14 protein-coding genes and 4 tRNA genes are annotated in these 18,399 nt (G+C 35.9%); 7 read left to right on the top strand and 11 right to left on the bottom strand.

Annotated features, from left to right (window positions below):
- Positions 1-18: 18 nt before the first annotated feature.
- From OMO38_RS11180 to OMO38_RS11165, 4 genes are all read right to left on the bottom strand, one after another.
- Positions 19-90 (bottom strand) — tRNA-Gln (locus OMO38_RS11180).
- Between the two features lie 187 nt (positions 91-277).
- Positions 278-359: transfer RNA gene (locus OMO38_RS11175), tRNA-Cys, on the bottom strand.
- Between the two features lie 449 nt (positions 360-808).
- Positions 809-882 (bottom strand) — tRNA-Lys (locus OMO38_RS11170).
- A gap of 131 nt (positions 883-1,013) precedes the next feature.
- Positions 1,014-1,086: transfer RNA gene (locus OMO38_RS11165), tRNA-His, on the bottom strand.
- Positions 1,087-1,897: 811 nt separating this feature from the next.
- On the opposite strand from OMO38_RS11165, the gene OMO38_RS11160 reads away from it, so the two are divergent.
- The 5 genes from OMO38_RS11160 (at position 1,898) to OMO38_RS11140 (ending at position 6,584) form a co-directional block, all read left to right on the top strand.
- Complete coding sequence (locus OMO38_RS11160; RefSeq protein WP_264750259.1) at positions 1,898-2,482, top strand: 2'-5' RNA ligase family protein; 585 nt, start codon at positions 1,898-1,900, stop codon at positions 2,480-2,482.
- Positions 2,483-2,753: 271 nt separating this feature from the next.
- Positions 2,754-2,966, top strand: a complete 213-nt coding sequence (locus OMO38_RS11155; protein WP_264750258.1) for a hypothetical protein — start codon at positions 2,754-2,756, stop codon at positions 2,964-2,966.
- A 79-nt stretch (positions 2,967-3,045) separates the two neighbouring features.
- Positions 3,046-3,741, top strand: a complete 696-nt coding sequence (locus OMO38_RS11150; protein WP_264750257.1) for an ABC transporter ATP-binding protein — start codon at positions 3,046-3,048, stop codon at positions 3,739-3,741.
- A gap of 33 nt (positions 3,742-3,774) precedes the next feature.
- Entirely contained in the window at positions 3,775-5,220 is a 1,446-nt protein-coding gene (locus OMO38_RS11145) for an ABC transporter permease (protein ID WP_264750256.1), read from the top strand.
- Between the two features lie 2 nt (positions 5,221-5,222).
- Positions 5,223-6,584: a DUF3526 domain-containing protein gene (locus tag OMO38_RS11140; protein WP_264750255.1), complete on the top strand. Its 1,362-nt coding sequence runs from the start codon at positions 5,223-5,225 to the stop codon at positions 6,582-6,584.
- Between the two features lie 54 nt (positions 6,585-6,638).
- Here OMO38_RS11140 and OMO38_RS11135 read toward each other — a convergent pair whose 3' ends face one another.
- From OMO38_RS11135 to OMO38_RS11110, 6 genes are all read right to left on the bottom strand, one after another.
- Positions 6,639-7,658, bottom strand: coding sequence for a tetratricopeptide repeat protein (locus OMO38_RS11135; protein ID WP_264750254.1), 1,020 nt, complete (start codon positions 7,656-7,658; stop codon positions 6,639-6,641).
- Entirely contained in the window at positions 7,651-9,363 is a 1,713-nt protein-coding gene (locus tag OMO38_RS11130; protein WP_264750253.1) for an APC family permease, read from the bottom strand. Before OMO38_RS11130 ends, OMO38_RS11135 begins: the two co-directional genes overlap by 8 nt.
- Positions 9,353-11,737: a hypothetical protein gene (locus OMO38_RS11125; RefSeq protein ID WP_264750252.1), complete on the bottom strand. Its 2,385-nt coding sequence runs from the start codon at positions 11,735-11,737 to the stop codon at positions 9,353-9,355. The genes OMO38_RS11130 and OMO38_RS11125 overlap by 11 nt, the downstream gene beginning before the upstream one ends.
- Positions 11,728-12,471, bottom strand: coding sequence for a hypothetical protein (locus tag OMO38_RS11120; RefSeq protein ID WP_264750251.1), 744 nt, complete (start codon positions 12,469-12,471; stop codon positions 11,728-11,730). The genes OMO38_RS11125 and OMO38_RS11120 overlap by 10 nt, the downstream gene beginning before the upstream one ends.
- Entirely contained in the window at positions 12,444-13,577 is a 1,134-nt protein-coding gene (locus OMO38_RS11115; RefSeq protein WP_264750250.1) for an AAA family ATPase, read from the bottom strand. The genes OMO38_RS11120 and OMO38_RS11115 overlap by 28 nt, the downstream gene beginning before the upstream one ends.
- Positions 13,578-13,780: 203 nt before the next feature.
- Complete coding sequence (locus OMO38_RS11110; protein ID WP_264750438.1) at positions 13,781-14,428, bottom strand: hypothetical protein; 648 nt, start codon at positions 14,426-14,428, stop codon at positions 13,781-13,783.
- Positions 14,429-14,706: 278 nt separating this feature from the next.
- Here OMO38_RS11110 and deoD point away from each other — a divergent pair, with 278 nt between their 5' ends.
- Entirely contained in the window at positions 14,707-15,417 is a 711-nt protein-coding gene (deoD, locus tag OMO38_RS11105) for a purine-nucleoside phosphorylase (RefSeq protein WP_264750249.1), read from the top strand.
- Positions 15,418-15,473: 56 nt separating this feature from the next.
- Here the strand turns inward: deoD and OMO38_RS11100 are convergent, their stop codons facing one another.
- Positions 15,474-16,520, bottom strand: coding sequence for a hypothetical protein (locus OMO38_RS11100; protein WP_264750248.1), 1,047 nt, complete (start codon positions 16,518-16,520; stop codon positions 15,474-15,476).
- Positions 16,521-16,849: 329 nt separating this feature from the next.
- Here OMO38_RS11100 and OMO38_RS11095 point away from each other — a divergent pair, with 329 nt between their 5' ends.
- Entirely contained in the window at positions 16,850-18,340 is a 1,491-nt protein-coding gene (locus OMO38_RS11095; protein ID WP_264750247.1) for a xylulokinase, read from the top strand.
- Positions 18,341-18,399 lie beyond the last annotated feature (59 nt).

Below are 18,399 nucleotides of genomic sequence, written 5' to 3'. Positions count from 1 at the left end.
GATGACAGATAAATTTTGCTGATTCATCAGGACTCGAACCTGAACAACAAGAGTCAAAGTCTTGTGTGCTGCCAATTACACTATGAATCAATATGAAGAAAAATAAAGCCTGTCTTTAATTTTTGGTTTGATATAAGAACTTCTGCGCCCGACAAACTTTAATCTTTCTTCGGGATAATTACTTGTGAATTGTGAACTGTCAATTCGCTTCACTTATCAATCATTATAAATTCACTTGCAAAGCAAAATTCACTATTGACCATTCACTTTTTATTTGAGATGGCTATGGGAGTTGAACCCACTCAGTTTTCACAACGGTTTTGCAGACCGCCCCGACTCTCCCACTTCGGCGAACCATCAGATATAATTGATAGGCGATAAACGATGATTGATTTTCTCAATCCATCTTTCGCTATTGAGTTGAGAAAAAGTTTGTCTATTTTTATTTGTGTTTTTGTAAAGAACTTCTGCGCTCGACAAACCTTTTCTTTTTCTCATTAAATATTGTGAATTCTCAATTTAAAATTCACTTACGAAGTAAAATTGACCATTCACTCATTCACATTTTTGTCGGGGCGGCAGGATTCGAACCTGCGACCTCCCGCGTCCAAGGCGGGTAAACAACCACCGTTATCTTTCCAGTTTGCAGATTCACTTCAAAATTCTTTTCCGAGAGACAGTCGGATCGGAAATTTTTCCGTGAATCTTTATAATAGGTTGGAGTGAATTGTCAATAATCATTTCGCTTTGCTGTCAATTTTAAATTCACTAAGAAGTAAAATTCACCATTGACCATTGACATTTCCTGTAATCCCAGAAAGAATCGAACTTTCAACCCCCAGTTTAAAAGACTGGTGCTCTAACCAATTGAGCTATGAGATTGTTTCTGTGATTAGTCAATGGTCAATTCGCTTTGCTTTCAATTTTATATTCACTCTACTTACGAAATTTTAAAATTCACTTGCGAAGCAAAATTCACGATTCACAATTGACCATTTTTCCATTTACCTTTTGGGTTTCTCCGGGGATCGAACCCTGTTTTCCGGTGCCACATACCGGCGCTTTACCAAATAAGCTAAAGAAACCATAAAAAAAGCGCCTCTTTTCGGGAGGCGCTCTATATTTTTCACGTATCAGTTCATTAACTGACGCATTTATATAAACACCTTTTATCCACAAATTCACTATCAGGAAGACATGCAAGTCCCACCGGCATTTGTCCGTGTTGTCTTGAATACTGATTAGATATGTTATGTAATTGTTTCATTATATTCCTGTTGTATAAAATTGTTTTTTGAAAAGATTAAAACGTGTTGCTTTTAATTTTCGGTTGCAAAGTAAGTATGATTTTTTTTAACTCACAAATTTATTTTTCAATTAACTAGTTGAAAATCAATTAATTATAATCTATTTTTAGAGTAGAAAATTTCTGTCCGTAATAATTTACAGATACCTTAATTACCTAAATGACTGTCTCTCATCGGTTTATTAATCACTCTTATTTATCGTATTATATGTTCATATTGGATTAAAAAAATTTTACTTTTTTGTTTATTTTTTTCCATTCTAAATAATTTCGTCCTTAAAAACACAAAAAACGCCCCGAATATCGAGGCGTTTCTGCTGTATTTTGATTAAACATTTACGGGTTTACAGTAAAAAATTTTCAAAGCAAGCGCATTTCGCCTCATTCCATATCATGTATTCATATCCGAACAATCCCTTTATTGATGGGCTGTCGCATAGATTTAAACTGATATGTGCTCTTTGAATTGTCATAATTTTACTGGTGCAAAGATAAATGTTTTTCTATAACTGTTTATAATTGAAAATTTAAGGCTTGAAATTTTCACTATAAAAATTTAAAATTCTTCTTATAATTTAAATTCTCTCAAATATGAACTTCCTGAAAAAACCATATACCTACTCAATAATTTTTCATCCGCTGGCTCAAACAATTGAGGATGTAATGAACTTCAAAAATCATCTGACATCAGAAGCAGGCAGTTATCCAAGTCAAAATTCTTTGGCCCATATCACTATTGCAGGTTTTGAAGCCACTGAGAATCAACTCACAGGTGTTAAAGAATATCTAAAGAAATTTGTAGAAAATGTGGTTCCTTTTGCCACATTATTCAATCGATTAAGTTGTTCGGCTTTTTCAAAATGTGCTGTGTTTTTGCCTTCCTTTGAATTTACTGATAGAATTCACAATATAACTAAGAATGTAAGAAACATAATTCCTGTAACAAAAATGAGCGAAATATCTCCACCACATGTGAGTATAGGTCGGGATCTTTCAGAAGACCAGCTAACTATTGCACTTCAACTTTTTGCTGATAAAAATTTCAAATTCGATTGCTGTCAGATAGCTTTAAGGAAATTTGATCCAAATACAGGTCAATATAAAATTATACAAACCTTTCCTTTTTTAGGTGAAACATCCGCAAAAATAGGTGAACAATTATCTTTCGATTTCTAGAATAACTATAAAAAATTTACTCTCTCTTAAACACTAAATCATATTAATTTAAACTGAACAATCCTTTCCAGGTTTTGTCTTTCAAGTTTTAAATACTAACTTTGACGACTTGTCAGCAAAAAATCTCACATACAAAAGCAGCACTGTTATCCGGTTTCTATCGGTTTTTTTGCTGTTTGTCTTTGTGCAGGCCAATTTTATTAAGCTGTTTCATCATCATAATTCAGAAACTGAAACACTATTTCATTCTGATTTAACAAAAGATTCGGGAATGACTCATTTTAAATCTTTGGCCGAAAAATGTGATTTCTGTGATTTTATCAAGCATCAGTCGCAGGATTTCCTTTCTGAAAATATTCAGCAGTTATCTTTTTCAAAGCTGAAAACATTTAGTTCAAAATCTTATTTTGTTCTTGGCGAGAGCCGTGCATATCTTCTGTCGTGCACCAATAAAGGTCCGCCTGCTGTTTATTCTTTGGCTTAACGGTCAGAAATTTCAACAATTCAATTAAAAATTCAGGCTCTTTCTTTGAGAAGGGGCAATCATCTATTTACATCAACCTATGTTACAAACTGTTTCACTTACAAAAAGTTACGGAGCTCATCTGGCGCTCAATCAATTAAATTTAAGCGTCAACGCAGGCGAAGTTTACTGTCTGCTCGGTCAGAATGGTGCCGGAAAAACCACGACTATCAATCTTATTTTGGGCTTTCTGGAACCGAGTTCTGGAGAGATATTATTCGACAATAAAAATATTAATGACAGCAAAGGCGACCGCAGAAAAAATATCGCTTATATTCCTGAAGTGGTGATGCTTTACGGAAATCTTACTGCCATAGAAAATCTGAGCTATTTTTCAAAACTGGCAGGTTTTAATTTCACCAAAAATGAACTGGAAAATTTCCTGAATCAATGCGGATTACAGACCGATGCACACTATAAAAAGCTCAGCGGTTTCAGCAAGGGAATGCGTCAGAAAGTGGGAATTGCCATCGCCGTGGCGAAAGATGCCCAACTGATTTTAATGGATGAACCGACCAGCGGATTAGACCCGAAAGCAACCGAAGAATTTACCGTCTTGGTCAGACAACTCGCAGATTCAGGGAAATCTGTACTGATGGCGACTCACGATATTTTTAATGCCGTCAATGTCGGTACGCATATCGGAATTATGAAACGTGGCGAACTGATTCACACTTTGAAAGCCGACGAAATTACTGCGGCAGATTTGCAGAAACTGTATCTGCAAACCATTTAAACCCATCCTGATTTTCTAATTAATTAAAATCAAATGTCAAACAACATATTTATCATAGCCAGACAGACTTTCAGGATGGCTTATTCCAATAAGGCAACTTTTGCTTTTGCGGTTTTACTCAGCTTTTCGCTGCTTCTCGCCACTTTTGTCGGCTGGAAAAACTACAAGGTGCAAAACGAACAAAGACTTCAGTATAAAAAAGAAGTTCGAAAACAATGGCTTGCCAATCCCGACAAACATCCTCACAGAATGGCGCATTACGGCTATCTTGCTTTCAGGGAAAAACATGAACTCAGCTTTTTTGATTTTGGAATTGAAAGTTTCGCCGGCGTTTCTATTTTTCTGGAAGCTCATAAACAAAACAGCGTCAACTTCAGTGAAGCGAGTTTCTCCAATGGGATGCTTCGTTTTGGTGAACTGAGTGTGGCTATGGTTTTGCAGATTCTGTTTCCGCTGCTCATTATTTTTGTCGGATACAACTGTATTTCGGCAGAACGGGAATCAGGAACTTTAAAAATTTTACTGTGTCAGAACACGACATGGAAAGATCTACTTTGGGGCAAAACTTTTGGACTGCTCGCATTATCGCTTTCTATTTTTATTCCTTTAATTATTCTCACGATTATTTTATGGGGAATTTTAAGCAATTGGCAGCTTTCCGGCGATTCTGTAGTGAGACTTTTGCTTCTGATTGGCGGTTACATCATTTACTTCTTTGTCATCTCCGTGATTACGGCTTTGGTTTCTGCTTCATCGTCAGGATCCAGACATGCTTTGACGACTTTACTGGCCTCATGGATATTTTTCATTGTGATGATGCCCAGGGTAACGCAGTCCATTGGAAATCAAATTTATCCTTCGCCTTCTAAAATTTCCTTTTTGGCCCAAATTGCTGAAGATGTGAGCAAAGAAGGTGACAGCCACAATCCCGATGATCCGCATTATGCGAAAATAAAAGATTCTTTAATGAAAAAATACAATGTGGATGATGTGAAGAAGCTTCCATTCAATTATGGTGGTTTTATTATGGCTGAAGGTGAAAAAATTACTTCAAGTATTTACAGCCAACATCAGAAAGATTTAAATAAAACCTTTGAGAATCAAAACAGTATTACAAAACTGGCGAGTTTTCTCAATCCTTATTTGGCTTTAAAAGAAGTTTCGATGATTCTGACAGCATCCGATTACAGTACATACACCGATTTTCAAAATCAGGCTGAACAATACCGATATGGCCTGGCTCAAAAGATGAATCAGCTGCAGATCGAAAATATCAGCAACGAGAAACCCGGAGAACACGAGAAACCACACATGATCAGCCGCAACAATTGGGCTTCACAGAAAGATTTTGAATATCATTTCACGACAATCAATGAGGCTGTTTCTAAAAATTCTACAGCATTTTTAGCCCTGCTCTTTTGGCTTACCGTAAGCATTTTAGGAATTCAATTTTCGGTAAAACGTATCAAAACGATTTAAACATGAAACAGAACCTTTTTTTATTTGAACTCAAAATATTTTTCCGAAACACATCTTCGATCACTGCCATCGTTATTTTGCTTCTGGCTGGATTTATCGGTCTGTACTTTGGAAAAACTTTTATTGAACGTCAGAACAATGTTGTTCAGAAAGCCGTTGCATTGCAGAAAGAAAATACCGCAAAAAACTATGAACATTTTGGTGAAGACACCGGACTTTTCTTTTTTCACAACAAGTTCTCGGTGGCCAATACAGCAACAAAATGGGCAGCTTTTTCAAACGGACAGAGAGACATCAATCCTTACCTGATTTCGGTTACGATGCTTGGTTTGGAAGGACAGATTTATGACACCGACATCGCAAATCCGTCAAGCTTACTGATGGGAAATATCGATCTGGGATTTGTTTTCATTTTTCTGTTTCCATTGGTAATTATTGCATTGAGCTACAACATTCTTTCGTCACAGCAGGAAAATGGTGTCTGGATTTTACTTAAATCTCAGACTTCAAAACCTCATCTTATTATCTGGAATAAATTATTGGTCAGAATTTTGGTCATTTTTGCAACTGCATTTATTCTAATGATTGCAGCGTTATTCTATCTGAATCTTGAATTGGACTCCACTTTCTTCTCCATTTTCGGATTGATTTTGCTTTATTTAATTTTTTGGTTTGCAGCTGTTTTCTTCATCATTTCATTTGGGAAAACATCCAATTTCAATGCATCATCCCTGATTGGTTTGTGGGTTGGTTTGGCCATTGTAGTTCCCGCTTCACTCAATCTATACCTCACGGCAAAATATCCTGTTCCTGAAGCTCTGAAACATGTAATGGAACAGCGACAGGGCTATCACGAAAAATGGGATTTACCTAAAAACGTTACGATGGATCCCTTTTTTAAACATTATCCGCAATTCAGGCAGTATCCTTTCGATGAAAAGAAGACTTTCTCATGGTTCTGGTATTACGGAATGCAGCAAATGGGCGATGATCAGGCTTTGGAAAGCAGAAAAGCAATGGAAAAGAAGCTAGAAAACCGTCAGCAATTTGCGTCTGTTGTTGCGCTGTTTTTCCCAACCATTCAGACACAACTTTCGGTAAATTCACTGTCAGGTTCAGACTTGAAATCGCATTTGGATTTTCAGAATTTTGTGAGAGATTATCATGAAAAAGTGAGGCTTCATTTTTATCCTGAAATTTTTCAGGAAAAGAAAAGTTCTTTAGCCGAAGTGGAAAAATTTGGTTTAAAACATTACAAAGGCTCAATCTCTCCTTTGAAAATGGAGTCAGTTGTTTCTCTTTTACTCATCAGTTTAATTTTAATGATTACAGGAAATTTTAATTTCAAAAAATCATTGAGATAATATGTAAAAATATCGGTCGGAAACCAAACTGTTTCCGACCGATTTATTGTTATTCTAATTCCTGAACATCTTATTTCTTCCCGTTTTATATCTGGAAATATCTTTCAAAATTACCTCATCTTTTGGATTGAAATATTTTAGTTCATTCACGATCTCAGAACGTGTTGCCACCTTTTCAGCAATAATTTCGTAGGCAATATTTCTTGTAGTATTTTGAAGTTGGGGATCTTTTTTAAATTCATGTTTTATAGCTTCAAGATAAGTAATTTTCTTATCCGAAGGAGTTTTCTCGTACAATTCCTGAATCTGCTGATCGAGTTTTTTAATCTCAAAAATATTGGCAAAATAATTATTAAGACAATTGAATGCATCCCGATCTTCTTCCCAACCTTTTAGCAATATTTTCTGTGCCTCATCCGGCATTTCCATTTTTTTCCGATAGATCAATGAACCTTTTACCATCTGACTGTTATTTACATAATCGTCGACAACCATTTGATAATAAGAGTTAGCAGAATTTATGTCATTCAGTTCTTTAAAGAGATCACCAACTTTCTCTTTCTGTTCAAGCTCCTTATATAAATCGATTGCCTTTCTGTACTGCTTTGCTTTTTCGTAACAGTTAGCAGCTTCGGATCTGTTTTTCAATTTTTTAAGATAAATTACTGCCGCCTCGTTATAAAACAGACCTTCCTCCAAAGTTTTTGCACCACGGTAATTGTCCTGAAGAAGATTCATATACACTTTTGCTGCTTTCTTATAATCTTTTTCGTCGATGTATTTTTGGGCAAGATCTTCATATTTATTTCTGATTCTGTCGAAAAGTGAACTTTCAACATACGAACTTCCGCTTCCTCCTTTTCGACCATTCACTCCTTGATTTTGCTTTTCTTGATCCTTCAAAGCTGTAATCACCAGAAGAATGATCGCAGCAACAACAATAAAAATCAGGAGATTTCCTATAACACTCCAAAAAGTTGCATGAAACAATTCAGCAAGAATTCCGATAACTTTAAGAATTACCAGAATAAAGAATGCCGCCATAAATTTATCGGTAAACTTCTGCTTATTCATCTTTATCTGATTTTAAAATGGTTTTGTCTTCGCTGAAAAGACGGTAAAGAAGCAGGACGACTGCAATAATAAGAATCCACACAAACCAGTTGTAGCCAAACATTTCGATTAAAGGATAAAAAAGATAAGCCAACATTGCAACCAAAACAATAACAAGAAAAATCTTGATTCCATTCGGAAGATTTTCGCCTCCAATATTTAAAGATTTCCTTTTAACAACAAACGAATACATACCGACAACGCCTGTCATCAGGATAATCAGCCAAATAATTTCAGAGAAGGAAATATTATTTTTTGAATAGGGTTTCTCATGATCAAACGTTTTCACTTTTTTTGCTTTGTCGAGATCAAGCGGTGGTTCAACTATTTCTTTGGTTCCATACAGTTTTCCTAAAGAATCTTCTATCAGCACCTGTTTCTTTTTTAAAACATTTTTAACAATTCCCTGATCAGCAGGTTTTCCTGAACTTATTTTATTCAGAGAATCAGTGATTTTTTTTCTGACTTTTTCTTCGTTTTGAGCTAAATATTTCGTGATCTTTTTACGGTACACTTTTTTTAGAGAATCGGTCGCAACATCCATCTGAGTATTAAGCTTTGAAATATCATCCTGAATTTTTTCGATTGGTTTCCCACCGTCTTTCAAATAATCTTTATAGCTTTTTTCGTTGGGTTTGCTGAGTTCTAATGATGCTATCATTTCTTCCCTCATCAGATCTCTCCGTTTTCTTCCATACATTGAATCGATTTTTAAATCAATATCCGTAACGCCTGATTTGTATGCAACTACAGGATTTATCATGTTCTTATCCACTTCAGAAATATTTCCTGATGAAGCCCTGGGAATACTTTCAGAGGCTTGGTCCCTATTCAGATACAGGAAAAGTCTGCTGAGACCAATAATGATCAGAAACAGCCAAAATACCCAACGATACTTTTCAGAATACTCGGATTTTTCTCCGTTTGAAGAATTCCCACCAAACAATTTTCCTAACCAACTGTTTCCAAACATAAATGTAGCAAAGCCATCACCTCTGGAAGTTCCTGTTACATCCAGCGGAATTCCAAGATCAACAGCCCGATCAGGATATTTTTCAATATATTTTAAATATTTTTCAATTTCTTTTTTATTCCCTGCCATCACTTTTTTCAGATCGAAGGGCAGGTTTTTCATCCATTCTTCTTCGGTTTGTGGCTTTTCCAGTGCTTCCAGAATTTTTTCGTCATCCATTTCAACGGAATAACTCTCAATTTTCTGAGGAATTTTCACACCTTTAGATGGTTTTCTTATTTGATCTTCCGATGGTTTTGGATTTTGAATCACTGCCATCCAGTCGATTTCTTCGTTCAGTTTTACAAATCCGAAATCCGGATGCATGATTAAATATTCGGCATCAGCATTTGGCCATTCTTCAGGAGAAATTTTAGGATAAAATGTAGTGTTTTCAGGAATAAAAAATTTACTGTCAATACACTGAAAATAGGAGTTTCTGCCGATTTCACCGGGGGCATAATCTTGAAAAACCAGGAAGCAACCAAACAAAACATTCGCTTCATTCGAAGGAACAGGAAAAGACTGAATCTGGTTTAAATCAATTCCTAAAATTTCCATTTCATGAAGCCATACCAATGGTGAGGAACTTTTTATTAAAAGTCCTTTTTTAGGATAATTATTTTTCGAAAATGGTTTTATTCTAAGCTCCATATTCCACAACATGTTTAATAAAGAAGTCCATACACTCGTTGTACATTTCGTCCATTTCTCTGATTTTCAACTTAGATTCTTTCGGGAGATAATATTCAGATCCACCGAATTCTTTTTCAGTAGCAATCGCCAGATATCCGAAATGAGTAGACGGAATGTAGAATTTCGGAATATTTTTGTTGCTGCTGATGAAAGTAAGCATTCCGCGATTGTCTGAGATAATTTCACTTCCGTCACTAAAAGTGAATTTATTTTTGTCCTGAATTGCCAACATCTGAATATGCTGCGGACTTTTTACCAAACTGTAAACGTTCTCACTTCGCATTTCTAAAGTGAAATTTGAAATAATCAACTCATCAACATCATTGATTCCTATTTTAGTAAAATTATTCAAAATTTTCGCTCCTCTGTTCTGTAATTTATTAAGTTCACTTTCGCTTTTAATTCCATTTTTTAAAATTTCTTTATCATTTTGAACCTCTTCCATAGAAAGATGACCTTCTACACTGATTATGAAAATCTTCGGAGCCGCAGCATTATACAGGTAAAAGTTTTTATTAAAATAAATTAAACCAAAATGTAAAGGAATATTCTGACCGGTAAGATTCATTTCAGAATACTCTTTTGTGTTTAAATTCAGCTTCGAAAGTATTTTTTTGTCCGGCTGAAACTGAGCCAAAATATAATTTCCAGCCTTATTTTTTGCCAGGGCAAACTGACCTTTCGGCTTTACTGAAATATTTTCAACAATGACCTCACATCCTTTTTGGGTACTGATATTCTGATAGATATTTTTATTATAGTAATTGTCTGACAGATATGTTTTCAGAAGCTGTTTTTTGTTACTTAAAATATAAAAATCCCCTTCGTACAGAAATGTCTTAATTCTCTCTTTAGGCGTTGGAAACAACAGCGGATAGTTTTTTGGAACAGCAGTTTTAATTCGATTACCCTGTACAATTTTCGCTTTATGCTTTGGTGGATTTGCCCATAATTCTTTTAAGGGAAGCTGAATTTTCTGAATGTGCTTCCTTGTACCATTATGGTGTTTATAAAAATTCAGTTCGCCTATTGATGAAGTCGTTACTAAAAATTTCAGTCGGTCTCTGTTTTCGTGAATGACTTTCTGAAGATTTGGATTGTCTAAATTTTCCTGATGAGTAATGAAAAAAACTTCTAAATCCTTTTCCGTTCGCTCTTCTTTGAAAAACTTTTCAAGAGCCTGAGAAACATCTAAAACCGGACTTACATTGTTCAGTGTTTCTACCACTTCATCTACTTTATCCAGAGAAATTGGGATATTGGTTTGTCCCAAAGCATAAACTTTACATTCAGAATTCGCCTTTGGATGTTTAATTACTGCGATCGCCGAAGCAAATGCCAAAACTTTTGGCGTTCCCCAGTTTTTCAGCGACGTATCTATTAGAATTATTCTTTCAAAAATATTTTCCTCAGGCGGAATTTCTCTCTGGATGTACAAAGCTTCGTTATTCGCCACGCGGTTCATGAAAACCTCATCTTCATTAGCAAATTCAGACAAAAGCATTCTGCTGAAATCGCCTTTGTTGGTCATATCCGAAACGCCACCAATCGGCTGTTCGCCTGGAGAAAGATGTCTCATCGGGATTTTAAGACCGCTCCATATTCTTTTAATCAAACTTCCGATCTGAAAGGTTTTGGATTCTTCAATGAGTTCCTGAATAAAATCTTTGTCGGTTTCTACGGTAGTTTCCTCTTGTACAACATCTTCCTGCAAATTCGAAATTTCAACCTCATCTTTCATGGCTTTGATGATAGAATCCGTTGTTGGAAATTTATTATTTAATGTAGATAAAACTCTTAAATCTTTTGAAAATTTTGAAACAGTGAGGTCAGCTTTCTGCGCAGAATCACTAATTTTCTGAGGGCTTCTTAAATATCCATTTATAATATATTCAGAGTGTTTTACCGAAACCGTATCGAAATCGCTGGTGAATATCGTCTGAAGAAGAAGAATTCTATTTCTTCCTTTTTTATAAGTATTGGGTAATGATTTTACTGTTTCTAAAAATTGAAATGCGGGACTAATCGAATGTTTAATATGTTCGTGGATCACCAGAGGATTCTTCCGCAATTCGGTTTTAATACTTTTTAAGTGTAAATATCCTTCATTAGTTGCGTACAATACCAGTAAAAAAGGAGTCAGCGGAGGCAATCCGATCAATTGAAATTCTTTTAATACTTCAATCAAAAAAGGTCTATAAACAACTGCTCCTACATTTGGAATCGAAATAAGATTATTTTCATGATATCCAGTCTCATCGGGAACATCCTGATCAGTAGTCCACTCCCACAAATAATCTTCATATGACTGAAAATATTCTCTTACATCCATTCTTTTGATTTTTCGGTGAGACGGAACGAGCTTACAGACAGTTTTCTGAAATCCTCCTTATTGATATACAGAACACTTCCATCTTCATTCCATAAAAGCCACTGTTCGTGAGTTGCATTATATTTTCTCTGGAGTAAAGAACTCATATTTTTAAATTCAAAATCAAAGCCGGTTGGCAAAAGATGTCCGTCTTTCGTCCAAAAAGTTTTTCCGGGAAAACTCAGTAGCGGATTTCCCATAAAAAGTGCCCGATCATTAATAACAATCCAATCTATTTTTTCGAGTTTAAATTTTGGCAGAGCAGTAATGAAATCTTTAATATCAGCAATGGAACACAATAAAGCAACTGCCGTCTGTTCTTCTTCGCTGGGCTTTAAACGAACTTCAACCTTTTCCTCAATTCCAAAAAAATTATTGTTTGATAAAGGAAAAGTTAACCGCAACGCTTTATCGATAGGAGCCCACAGCAAGGCCGTTCTCACTTTTTTTCTGGGAACAAGTGCATTTTTTTTAAATAGAAGTCCGTCACGTAATTCATATAAGATGAAATTAGGCAACTGCTGAATTTCCGCTGAAAGAGCCTGTTCATCGGTAAAACCTTTGAGCCAGATCACTTCATCATCCGAAGCGATCTGAACATTACTCCAGTCACGAATTGCACCAAGAAAATCTGTGTCAGCTTTGGGAAGTTCTGCCCAAAATTCTGTTACACGGTCTGAAGAATCTTCTGCCATAAGCTTTCAATTTCATGTTGAATATACTGTTTCTGTTCAGAATTTCTGATCCAGTCGCAACGGGTTTGAAGATATCTCAACTTATCTTTAATCACGTTTTGCTCTTCAAAACTCAAACTTCCCAAATTCCATTTGTCGACAAGAATTTTTACGTCTTTCATCACTTCTTCAGGATTCGGAGTTTTGTTGTGTAAAGCCTGGGGATGCGATTTTGGATGGTCATCTTTTTCAATGGTTCTGTTGATAATCCCTTCCAGAATTTCGATCTGTTCTTCGGTATCCCAAATATGTTTTAGCACCCATAAATCCGAGAGAATTGCTTCGTTTCTTCCACAAATCAAAGCACTGGCTGCAATCAGATTCTGAAGCTTAACTGCACGACGGTCAGAAATTGCAATTCCTGAATTTCTAAGATTGATAACCGTATTCAGATAAACTTCATAAATGGGTCTTAGATCAACTGTTTTACACAGATTCTGAAGACCTTTAACTTCGTGCGCCAGAATTTCAGGAATTTCAGTTTCGATATTATTTTCAAGCTTTCTTCCTGCTAAAAGAACTTGCTGCAGGAGATCCGGATGTACGTAATCAACGTTGATTCTTATTAAAAAACGGTCGAACAGTGCGTTCAAAGCTTCATCTTCGGGGAGAACGTTGCTCGCTCCCACAAACATCAGTGCAGGAAGATTTCTGGTTTCTTTTCCTCTTTTGAAAATCTTTTCGTTTAAGGCCATCAAAAGTGAATTCAGAATCGCAGAATTTGCATTAAAAATTTCATCCAGAAAAACCATCGACGCTTCGGGCATCATTCCGTCAGTATTGGTAAACAGCTCACCTTCTTTCAGTTTTCTGATGTCGAAAGGACCGAAAATTTCGTTCGGTTCGGTGAAGCGGGTTAAAAGATATTCGAAGTTCTTGCCGTCGGTTACGGTTTTGGCTAAGGTTCTTACGATGGCAGATTTTGCTGTTCCGGGAGGGCCGTAGAGAAATGCATTTTCTCTTGCCAGCAGGCAGATTCCGAGGAGGTCTACGACATCATTTTTACCAACGAAAGTGTCTTTTACGTAATTGAGGACGGTGTTTAGTTTTTCTATATTTTGAATCATTGATTTTGTGTTATAATTTGCTGCTATCTTATTTACGCAAAGAGCGCAACGGTTTTTTTATATAATTTTCTGCATATTTTTCCTTTCGCAAAGGTTTTACACTCAGCTAAGAATACAAAGTTTTGACAACGTCCTTTCAGGGCTTTACAATGTCTATATTCAATATCACAGGACTTTATCCTAATTCTGTTGACGTCGCCACTTTATGGCTTTTCTGTATTAATGATTTGCAAATCTTTCCAAAAAACATCTTTATACATTCCAAATTCTGCCATCAACTGTTGATTGATGTAGGGCATTTCTGCAAGTCTGTATGCCTTGTTTTCCACTACCCTTTCAAGATATAATTTTCGGTAGGTTTTGTCTTTTAGCTCTTCTTCCCAATCGATTTTTTCCAAATCCAAGTCAAATCCAATTCCTGAATAATGAAACTGCTGTAAGATGTTTTCGAGTATTTTTATTAACGGATCTTCAGGATCAACATCTTGCAGAACAGAAATTATCTGTGGCAAAAACCTCAGCGATAAATCTGCCGATAAGATTGAGTTGATCTCTCTCTTACCTTTGAATAATGGAATTAACTGGCTTAAATCTTTCGCTGTATTTTCCCGTATCAAATGCAACTGTGCACTGTGATACAAAACTTTTGCTGCCCAAACCGCAGTTTCACGGTCACAGTTTATTTTATCAGATAAAAATTCCAGCCGCTCTTTTTCAAATTCAGATTCAAAGTAGTATGCAGCATCCTGTTCTTCCTTCTGAGATATCGATTTAATATCAGAAAAAATGGTCATTATGCCTTCTTTTCTGAGGAGGAATAAGGTATCTAAAAATGGGGATCTGGTTTCCATCATCTAACAAAAATAGAAAATATTATTTTTGAAAAGTCAATTTTACGATGTAAGTTAACGGTTAATTAAAATTGGTAAAAATCTACGATTTGATTCAGGTTACCTCATTATCTGATTGTATCCCAAAATCCTAGCCCCGATTGCAGTGGAAATCCTTTTTTGAAAAAAAAGATTGAAACGGAAAGCGGGAAATAGCTCCCTAAAAAAATCACAGACGTTATGATTTGAACGGTCATTTTTCACATATTTGCTATCTTTGTACCATTCAAAAAAATATTATGAGTGTACACATCAGTGCAAAAAAAGGAGAAATAGCAAAAGTGGTACTGCAACCTGGCGATCCGCTTCGTGCAAAATATATTGCTGAAAATTTTCTTGAAAATGCAAAATTAGTCAGCCAAACAAGAGGTATTTTTTATTACACGGGAACTTACAAAGGCAAAGAAATCTCTGTGGGCGCGAGCGGAATGGGGTTTCCAAGTATTGGAATTTATTCTTTTGAGCTGTACACGGAATATGAAGTTGACACGATTATCAGAATCGGAACCTGCGGAGGATATTCGAGTGATGTAAAATTATTCGATATCCTTAATGTAGAAAATGCAGCCAGTGAAAGTACCTACGCGAAATATGCATGGGGATTTGAAGAGGAAGTTTTTTCTCACCAGGGAAATATTTTTGACATCATCAATGAAACAGCTGAAGAATTATCTTTAAAATCTAAAGCGACGAACATTCACAGCAGTGATATTTTTTACAGAAAAGATCCTGAAACTCCTGCAATCGCGACGAAATACAACTGTCCGGCAGTGGAAATGGAAGCTTTCGGCCTGTTTGCCAACGCTAAACATTTGGGTAAAAATGCGGCAACAATTCTTACGGTTTCTGATATTATCCCTACAAAAGAATTTATTTCGGCAGACGAAAGAGAAAAAGCGTTAAAACCAATGATTGAATTGGCTTTGGAAGCCGCTTTGAAAGTGATTTAATAAAAATCGAAGATATAATTTAAAAGAGCTTTACTGATTGGTAGAGCTCTTTTTGTTTACTTTTTACGTGTCGTAATCTCCCAGTTTTCGGTCTGATTTGAGTTTGTATTTTTATCTAAAACCAAGCGAAAATGTACTTTGCCTTTACCCTTATCTGTAAAAAGTTTAAATGAAAGAAAACCTTTTTTGATGTATTCTTCAGACAGATCATCGGTGAGATAATGATTTTGGACCATTTTAAAATCCTCACTCAGACTTGTGTTTTTAACCAGAAAATCCAGAAACTGCTTCCTTTTGCTGTCGATATTTTTCTCACTTAAATCTGACGTTTTGTAAGTTCCTTCTGCGACTAGATTTAAATTATCACAACCGGAAACTTCTACTGTACATTCGAAATCCTCGGTTGTGAGTTTTTCATTTAAAACTTCTGTATAATTATGCATCTCGATGGTTCTGAATGACGCTGAAACATTATTCAAAACTTTTTTATCTTTCCATTTTGCAAGTTCGCAGTTGGACAAATAAGATTCTTCGTATACATTTTCATTTTTATATACAAAAGACAGCTCAGTCGATTCGAGTTCCTGAGGAGGTTTATAATAGGTGCGGGAATTCTGTGTTGCGTCCGCCTTTAGAATACCATCTTTATAAACAATGTCATCTAAAGTATTGTACGAGAAAGGAGCGTAAGTAAGAATAGTATGTTTCCTCTGAACTTTGTTATCTTTTCCCATGATGGCGTAAATAATTTCAGATTCGGTATTTGCACTTCCGCCGAGCATTCCTTCAGAATTCCGTTCGATAATGTAATCCTGAATTCCATCTTTATTAAAATCTTCTGTAGCGATCTTGCTAAAATAAACACTGTAAGAATCACCGTCATTATCAAACGAAACCGAATAGTTTTTGTAATCTACCTTTTCGGGCTTTTCACTGCCTATTTCTTTATCCAGTAAAAATTTAAGAATGTCAAAATTATGATCCCTATTTTTAACGGCCACAGTATCTTTCGGAGTCAAATCGGGTTGCTTAAAACTTTCAGCCTTTTCTTTTCCTGAGCAACTTACAACAGAGAACAGTGCTAAAACTAATAGTATTTTCATAATGTGTGATTTGATTATTAAAAGTAAAGAAAATATTTAAAAAGACATTCCAAAAATACCTTCGCGTAAGATGAACGAAATTTAATCCTGAATGGTTAAAATTCAAAATTCTACTCTACAAGTCATGCTTTTAGTAAAAAATTCCGTTGTAAAAAAGCTGTAAACAAAACGACCTTATCATAAAAAATAAGATAAGATAAAATATACAAATGTCATGATAACAAACCTTTATGAGGCTTTTATATCATATAAAAATACAGTTTAAATAAAAAAATATTGATTTTAGTGTAAAATTATTACATTTAGAGCCTAACAATTATTAATTAATAATGAAGTTTATAGGATATGATGTCGGAAGCTCATCGGTAAAAGCATCCATTGTAGATGAAAACGGAAAAGTGATCGCCCACGCGAAATATCCGGAAACAGAAATGCCTATCGATTCTCCAAAGATCGGATGGGCAGAACAGGATCCGGAGCAATGGTGGCAAAATCTTAGAATTCTGACTCAAAAAATAATTGCAGAAAGCCACATCGATAAAAACGAAATCAAGGGAATCGGAATCTCTTATCAGATGCACGGTTTGGTTTTGGTAGGCAAGGATAAACAAGTTTTGCGTCCGTCAATCATCTGGTGCGATAGCCGTGCAGTAGAAACAGGTGACAAAGCTTTTGACGACTTGGGTGAAGAAGTTTGCATGAATAAACTTTTGAACTCACCGGGAAATTTCACCGCTTCAAAATTAAAATGGGTTAAAGAAAATGAGCCAGAAGTGTATGAAAAAATCTGGAAGTTTATGCTTCCTGGAGATTTTATTGCTTTAAAATTAAGCGGAGAAGCCACAACGACGGTTACGGGACTTTCGGAAGGCGTACTTTGGGATTTCCAGAAACATCAGGCTTCGAAAACCTTATTGAATCACTGGGGAATTGATGAATCATTGGTTTCAACAGTGGTAGACAATTTTACGGAGCAATGTGTGGTTTCAAAACAGGGCGCTGAAGAAAGCGGTTTGCCGGAAGGAATTCCTGTTTTGTACAGAGCCGGAGATCAGCCGAATAATGCATTATCATTAAACGTTATGAATCCCGGAGAGATCGCTGCAACAGGCGGAACTTCAGGCGTTGTTTATGGTGTGACAGACAATATTCATTCTAAAGAATCTGTGCGGGTAAATAATTTTGCACACATCAATCATACGAAAGAGCAGCCTAGAATCGGGAAAATGCTTTGTTTAAATGGTGCAGGAATTCAGTACAGTTGGTTACGTCACCAGGTGGATCAAAAAAGACATTCTTATCAGGAACTGAATGATCTGGCTTCACAAATCCCAATCGGATCAGACGGAATCATTGTTTTACCATTCGGAAATGGCGCTGAGAGAGTTTTAAAGAACAAAGACATCGGTTCGTCTACTTATAATGTGAATTTTAACCGTCACAAAAGTGTTCATTTATTCAGAGCCGGACTGGAGGGTATCGCCTACTCTTTCGTTTATGGAACTGAAATTCTGATGAATGACGGTTTACAGAAAGGAATTATTAAAGCCGGTGGAGATAATTTATTTCGTTCTTCTCTATTCGCGCAATCGATTGCAACTTTATTGGACACTGAAATCAGAATATTTGACACGACAGGTTCTACAGGAGCAGCGAGAGCAGCGGCAATCGGAGCAGGAGCATTTGAAACCTTAACGGATATTTTAACCGAAAAAGATATTACCACAACGTACATCCCTGATTTTAAAAATATGGATCAGTACAGGGAAAGTTATGGGAAGTGGAAAAACAAATTGGAGCAGGTGATAAGTGGTTCATAGTCTCGACTATAATGAACAACGTTCATTTAATATAATGACAGAATCGCAGCCCGACTTGA

The organism is Chryseobacterium kimseyorum, from assembly GCF_025971945.1.
GTDB classification, from domain to species: domain Bacteria; phylum Bacteroidota; class Bacteroidia; order Flavobacteriales; family Weeksellaceae; genus Chryseobacterium; species Chryseobacterium kimseyorum.
The sequence above is the reverse complement of the archived record's forward strand: the minus strand, read 5'-3'. Positions and strand labels throughout refer to the sequence as shown.

Bases quoted from the DNA above. Each gene is read 5' to 3' on its own strand.
- OMO38_RS11160 (WP_264750259.1), top strand. From the start codon at position 1,898: ATGAACTTCCTGAAAAAACCATATACCTACTCAATAATTTTTCATCCG.
- OMO38_RS11155 (WP_264750258.1), top strand. From the start codon at position 2,754: ATGACTCATTTTAAATCTTTGGCCGAAAAATGTGATTTCTGTGATTTT.
- OMO38_RS11150 (WP_264750257.1), top strand. From the start codon at position 3,046: ATGTTACAAACTGTTTCACTTACAAAAAGTTACGGAGCTCATCTGGCG.
- OMO38_RS11145 (WP_264750256.1), top strand. From the start codon at position 3,775: ATGTCAAACAACATATTTATCATAGCCAGACAGACTTTCAGGATGGCT.
- OMO38_RS11140 (WP_264750255.1), top strand. From the start codon at position 5,223: ATGAAACAGAACCTTTTTTTATTTGAACTCAAAATATTTTTCCGAAAC.
- OMO38_RS11135 (WP_264750254.1), bottom strand. From the start codon at position 7,658: ATGAATAAGCAGAAGTTTACCGATAAATTTATGGCGGCATTCTTTATT.
- OMO38_RS11130 (WP_264750253.1), bottom strand. From the start codon at position 9,363: ATGGAGCTTAGAATAAAACCATTTTCGAAAAATAATTATCCTAAAAAA.
- OMO38_RS11125 (WP_264750252.1), bottom strand. From the start codon at position 11,737: ATGGATGTAAGAGAATATTTTCAGTCATATGAAGATTATTTGTGGGAG.
- OMO38_RS11120 (WP_264750251.1), bottom strand. From the start codon at position 12,471: ATGGCAGAAGATTCTTCAGACCGTGTAACAGAATTTTGGGCAGAACTT.
- OMO38_RS11115 (WP_264750250.1), bottom strand. From the start codon at position 13,577: ATGATTCAAAATATAGAAAAACTAAACACCGTCCTCAATTACGTAAAA.
- OMO38_RS11110 (WP_264750438.1), bottom strand. From the start codon at position 14,428: ATGGAAACCAGATCCCCATTTTTAGATACCTTATTCCTCCTCAGAAAA.
- deoD (WP_264750249.1), top strand. From the start codon at position 14,707: ATGAGTGTACACATCAGTGCAAAAAAAGGAGAAATAGCAAAAGTGGTA.
- OMO38_RS11100 (WP_264750248.1), bottom strand. From the start codon at position 16,520: ATGAAAATACTATTAGTTTTAGCACTGTTCTCTGTTGTAAGTTGCTCA.
- OMO38_RS11095 (WP_264750247.1), top strand. From the start codon at position 16,850: ATGAAGTTTATAGGATATGATGTCGGAAGCTCATCGGTAAAAGCATCC.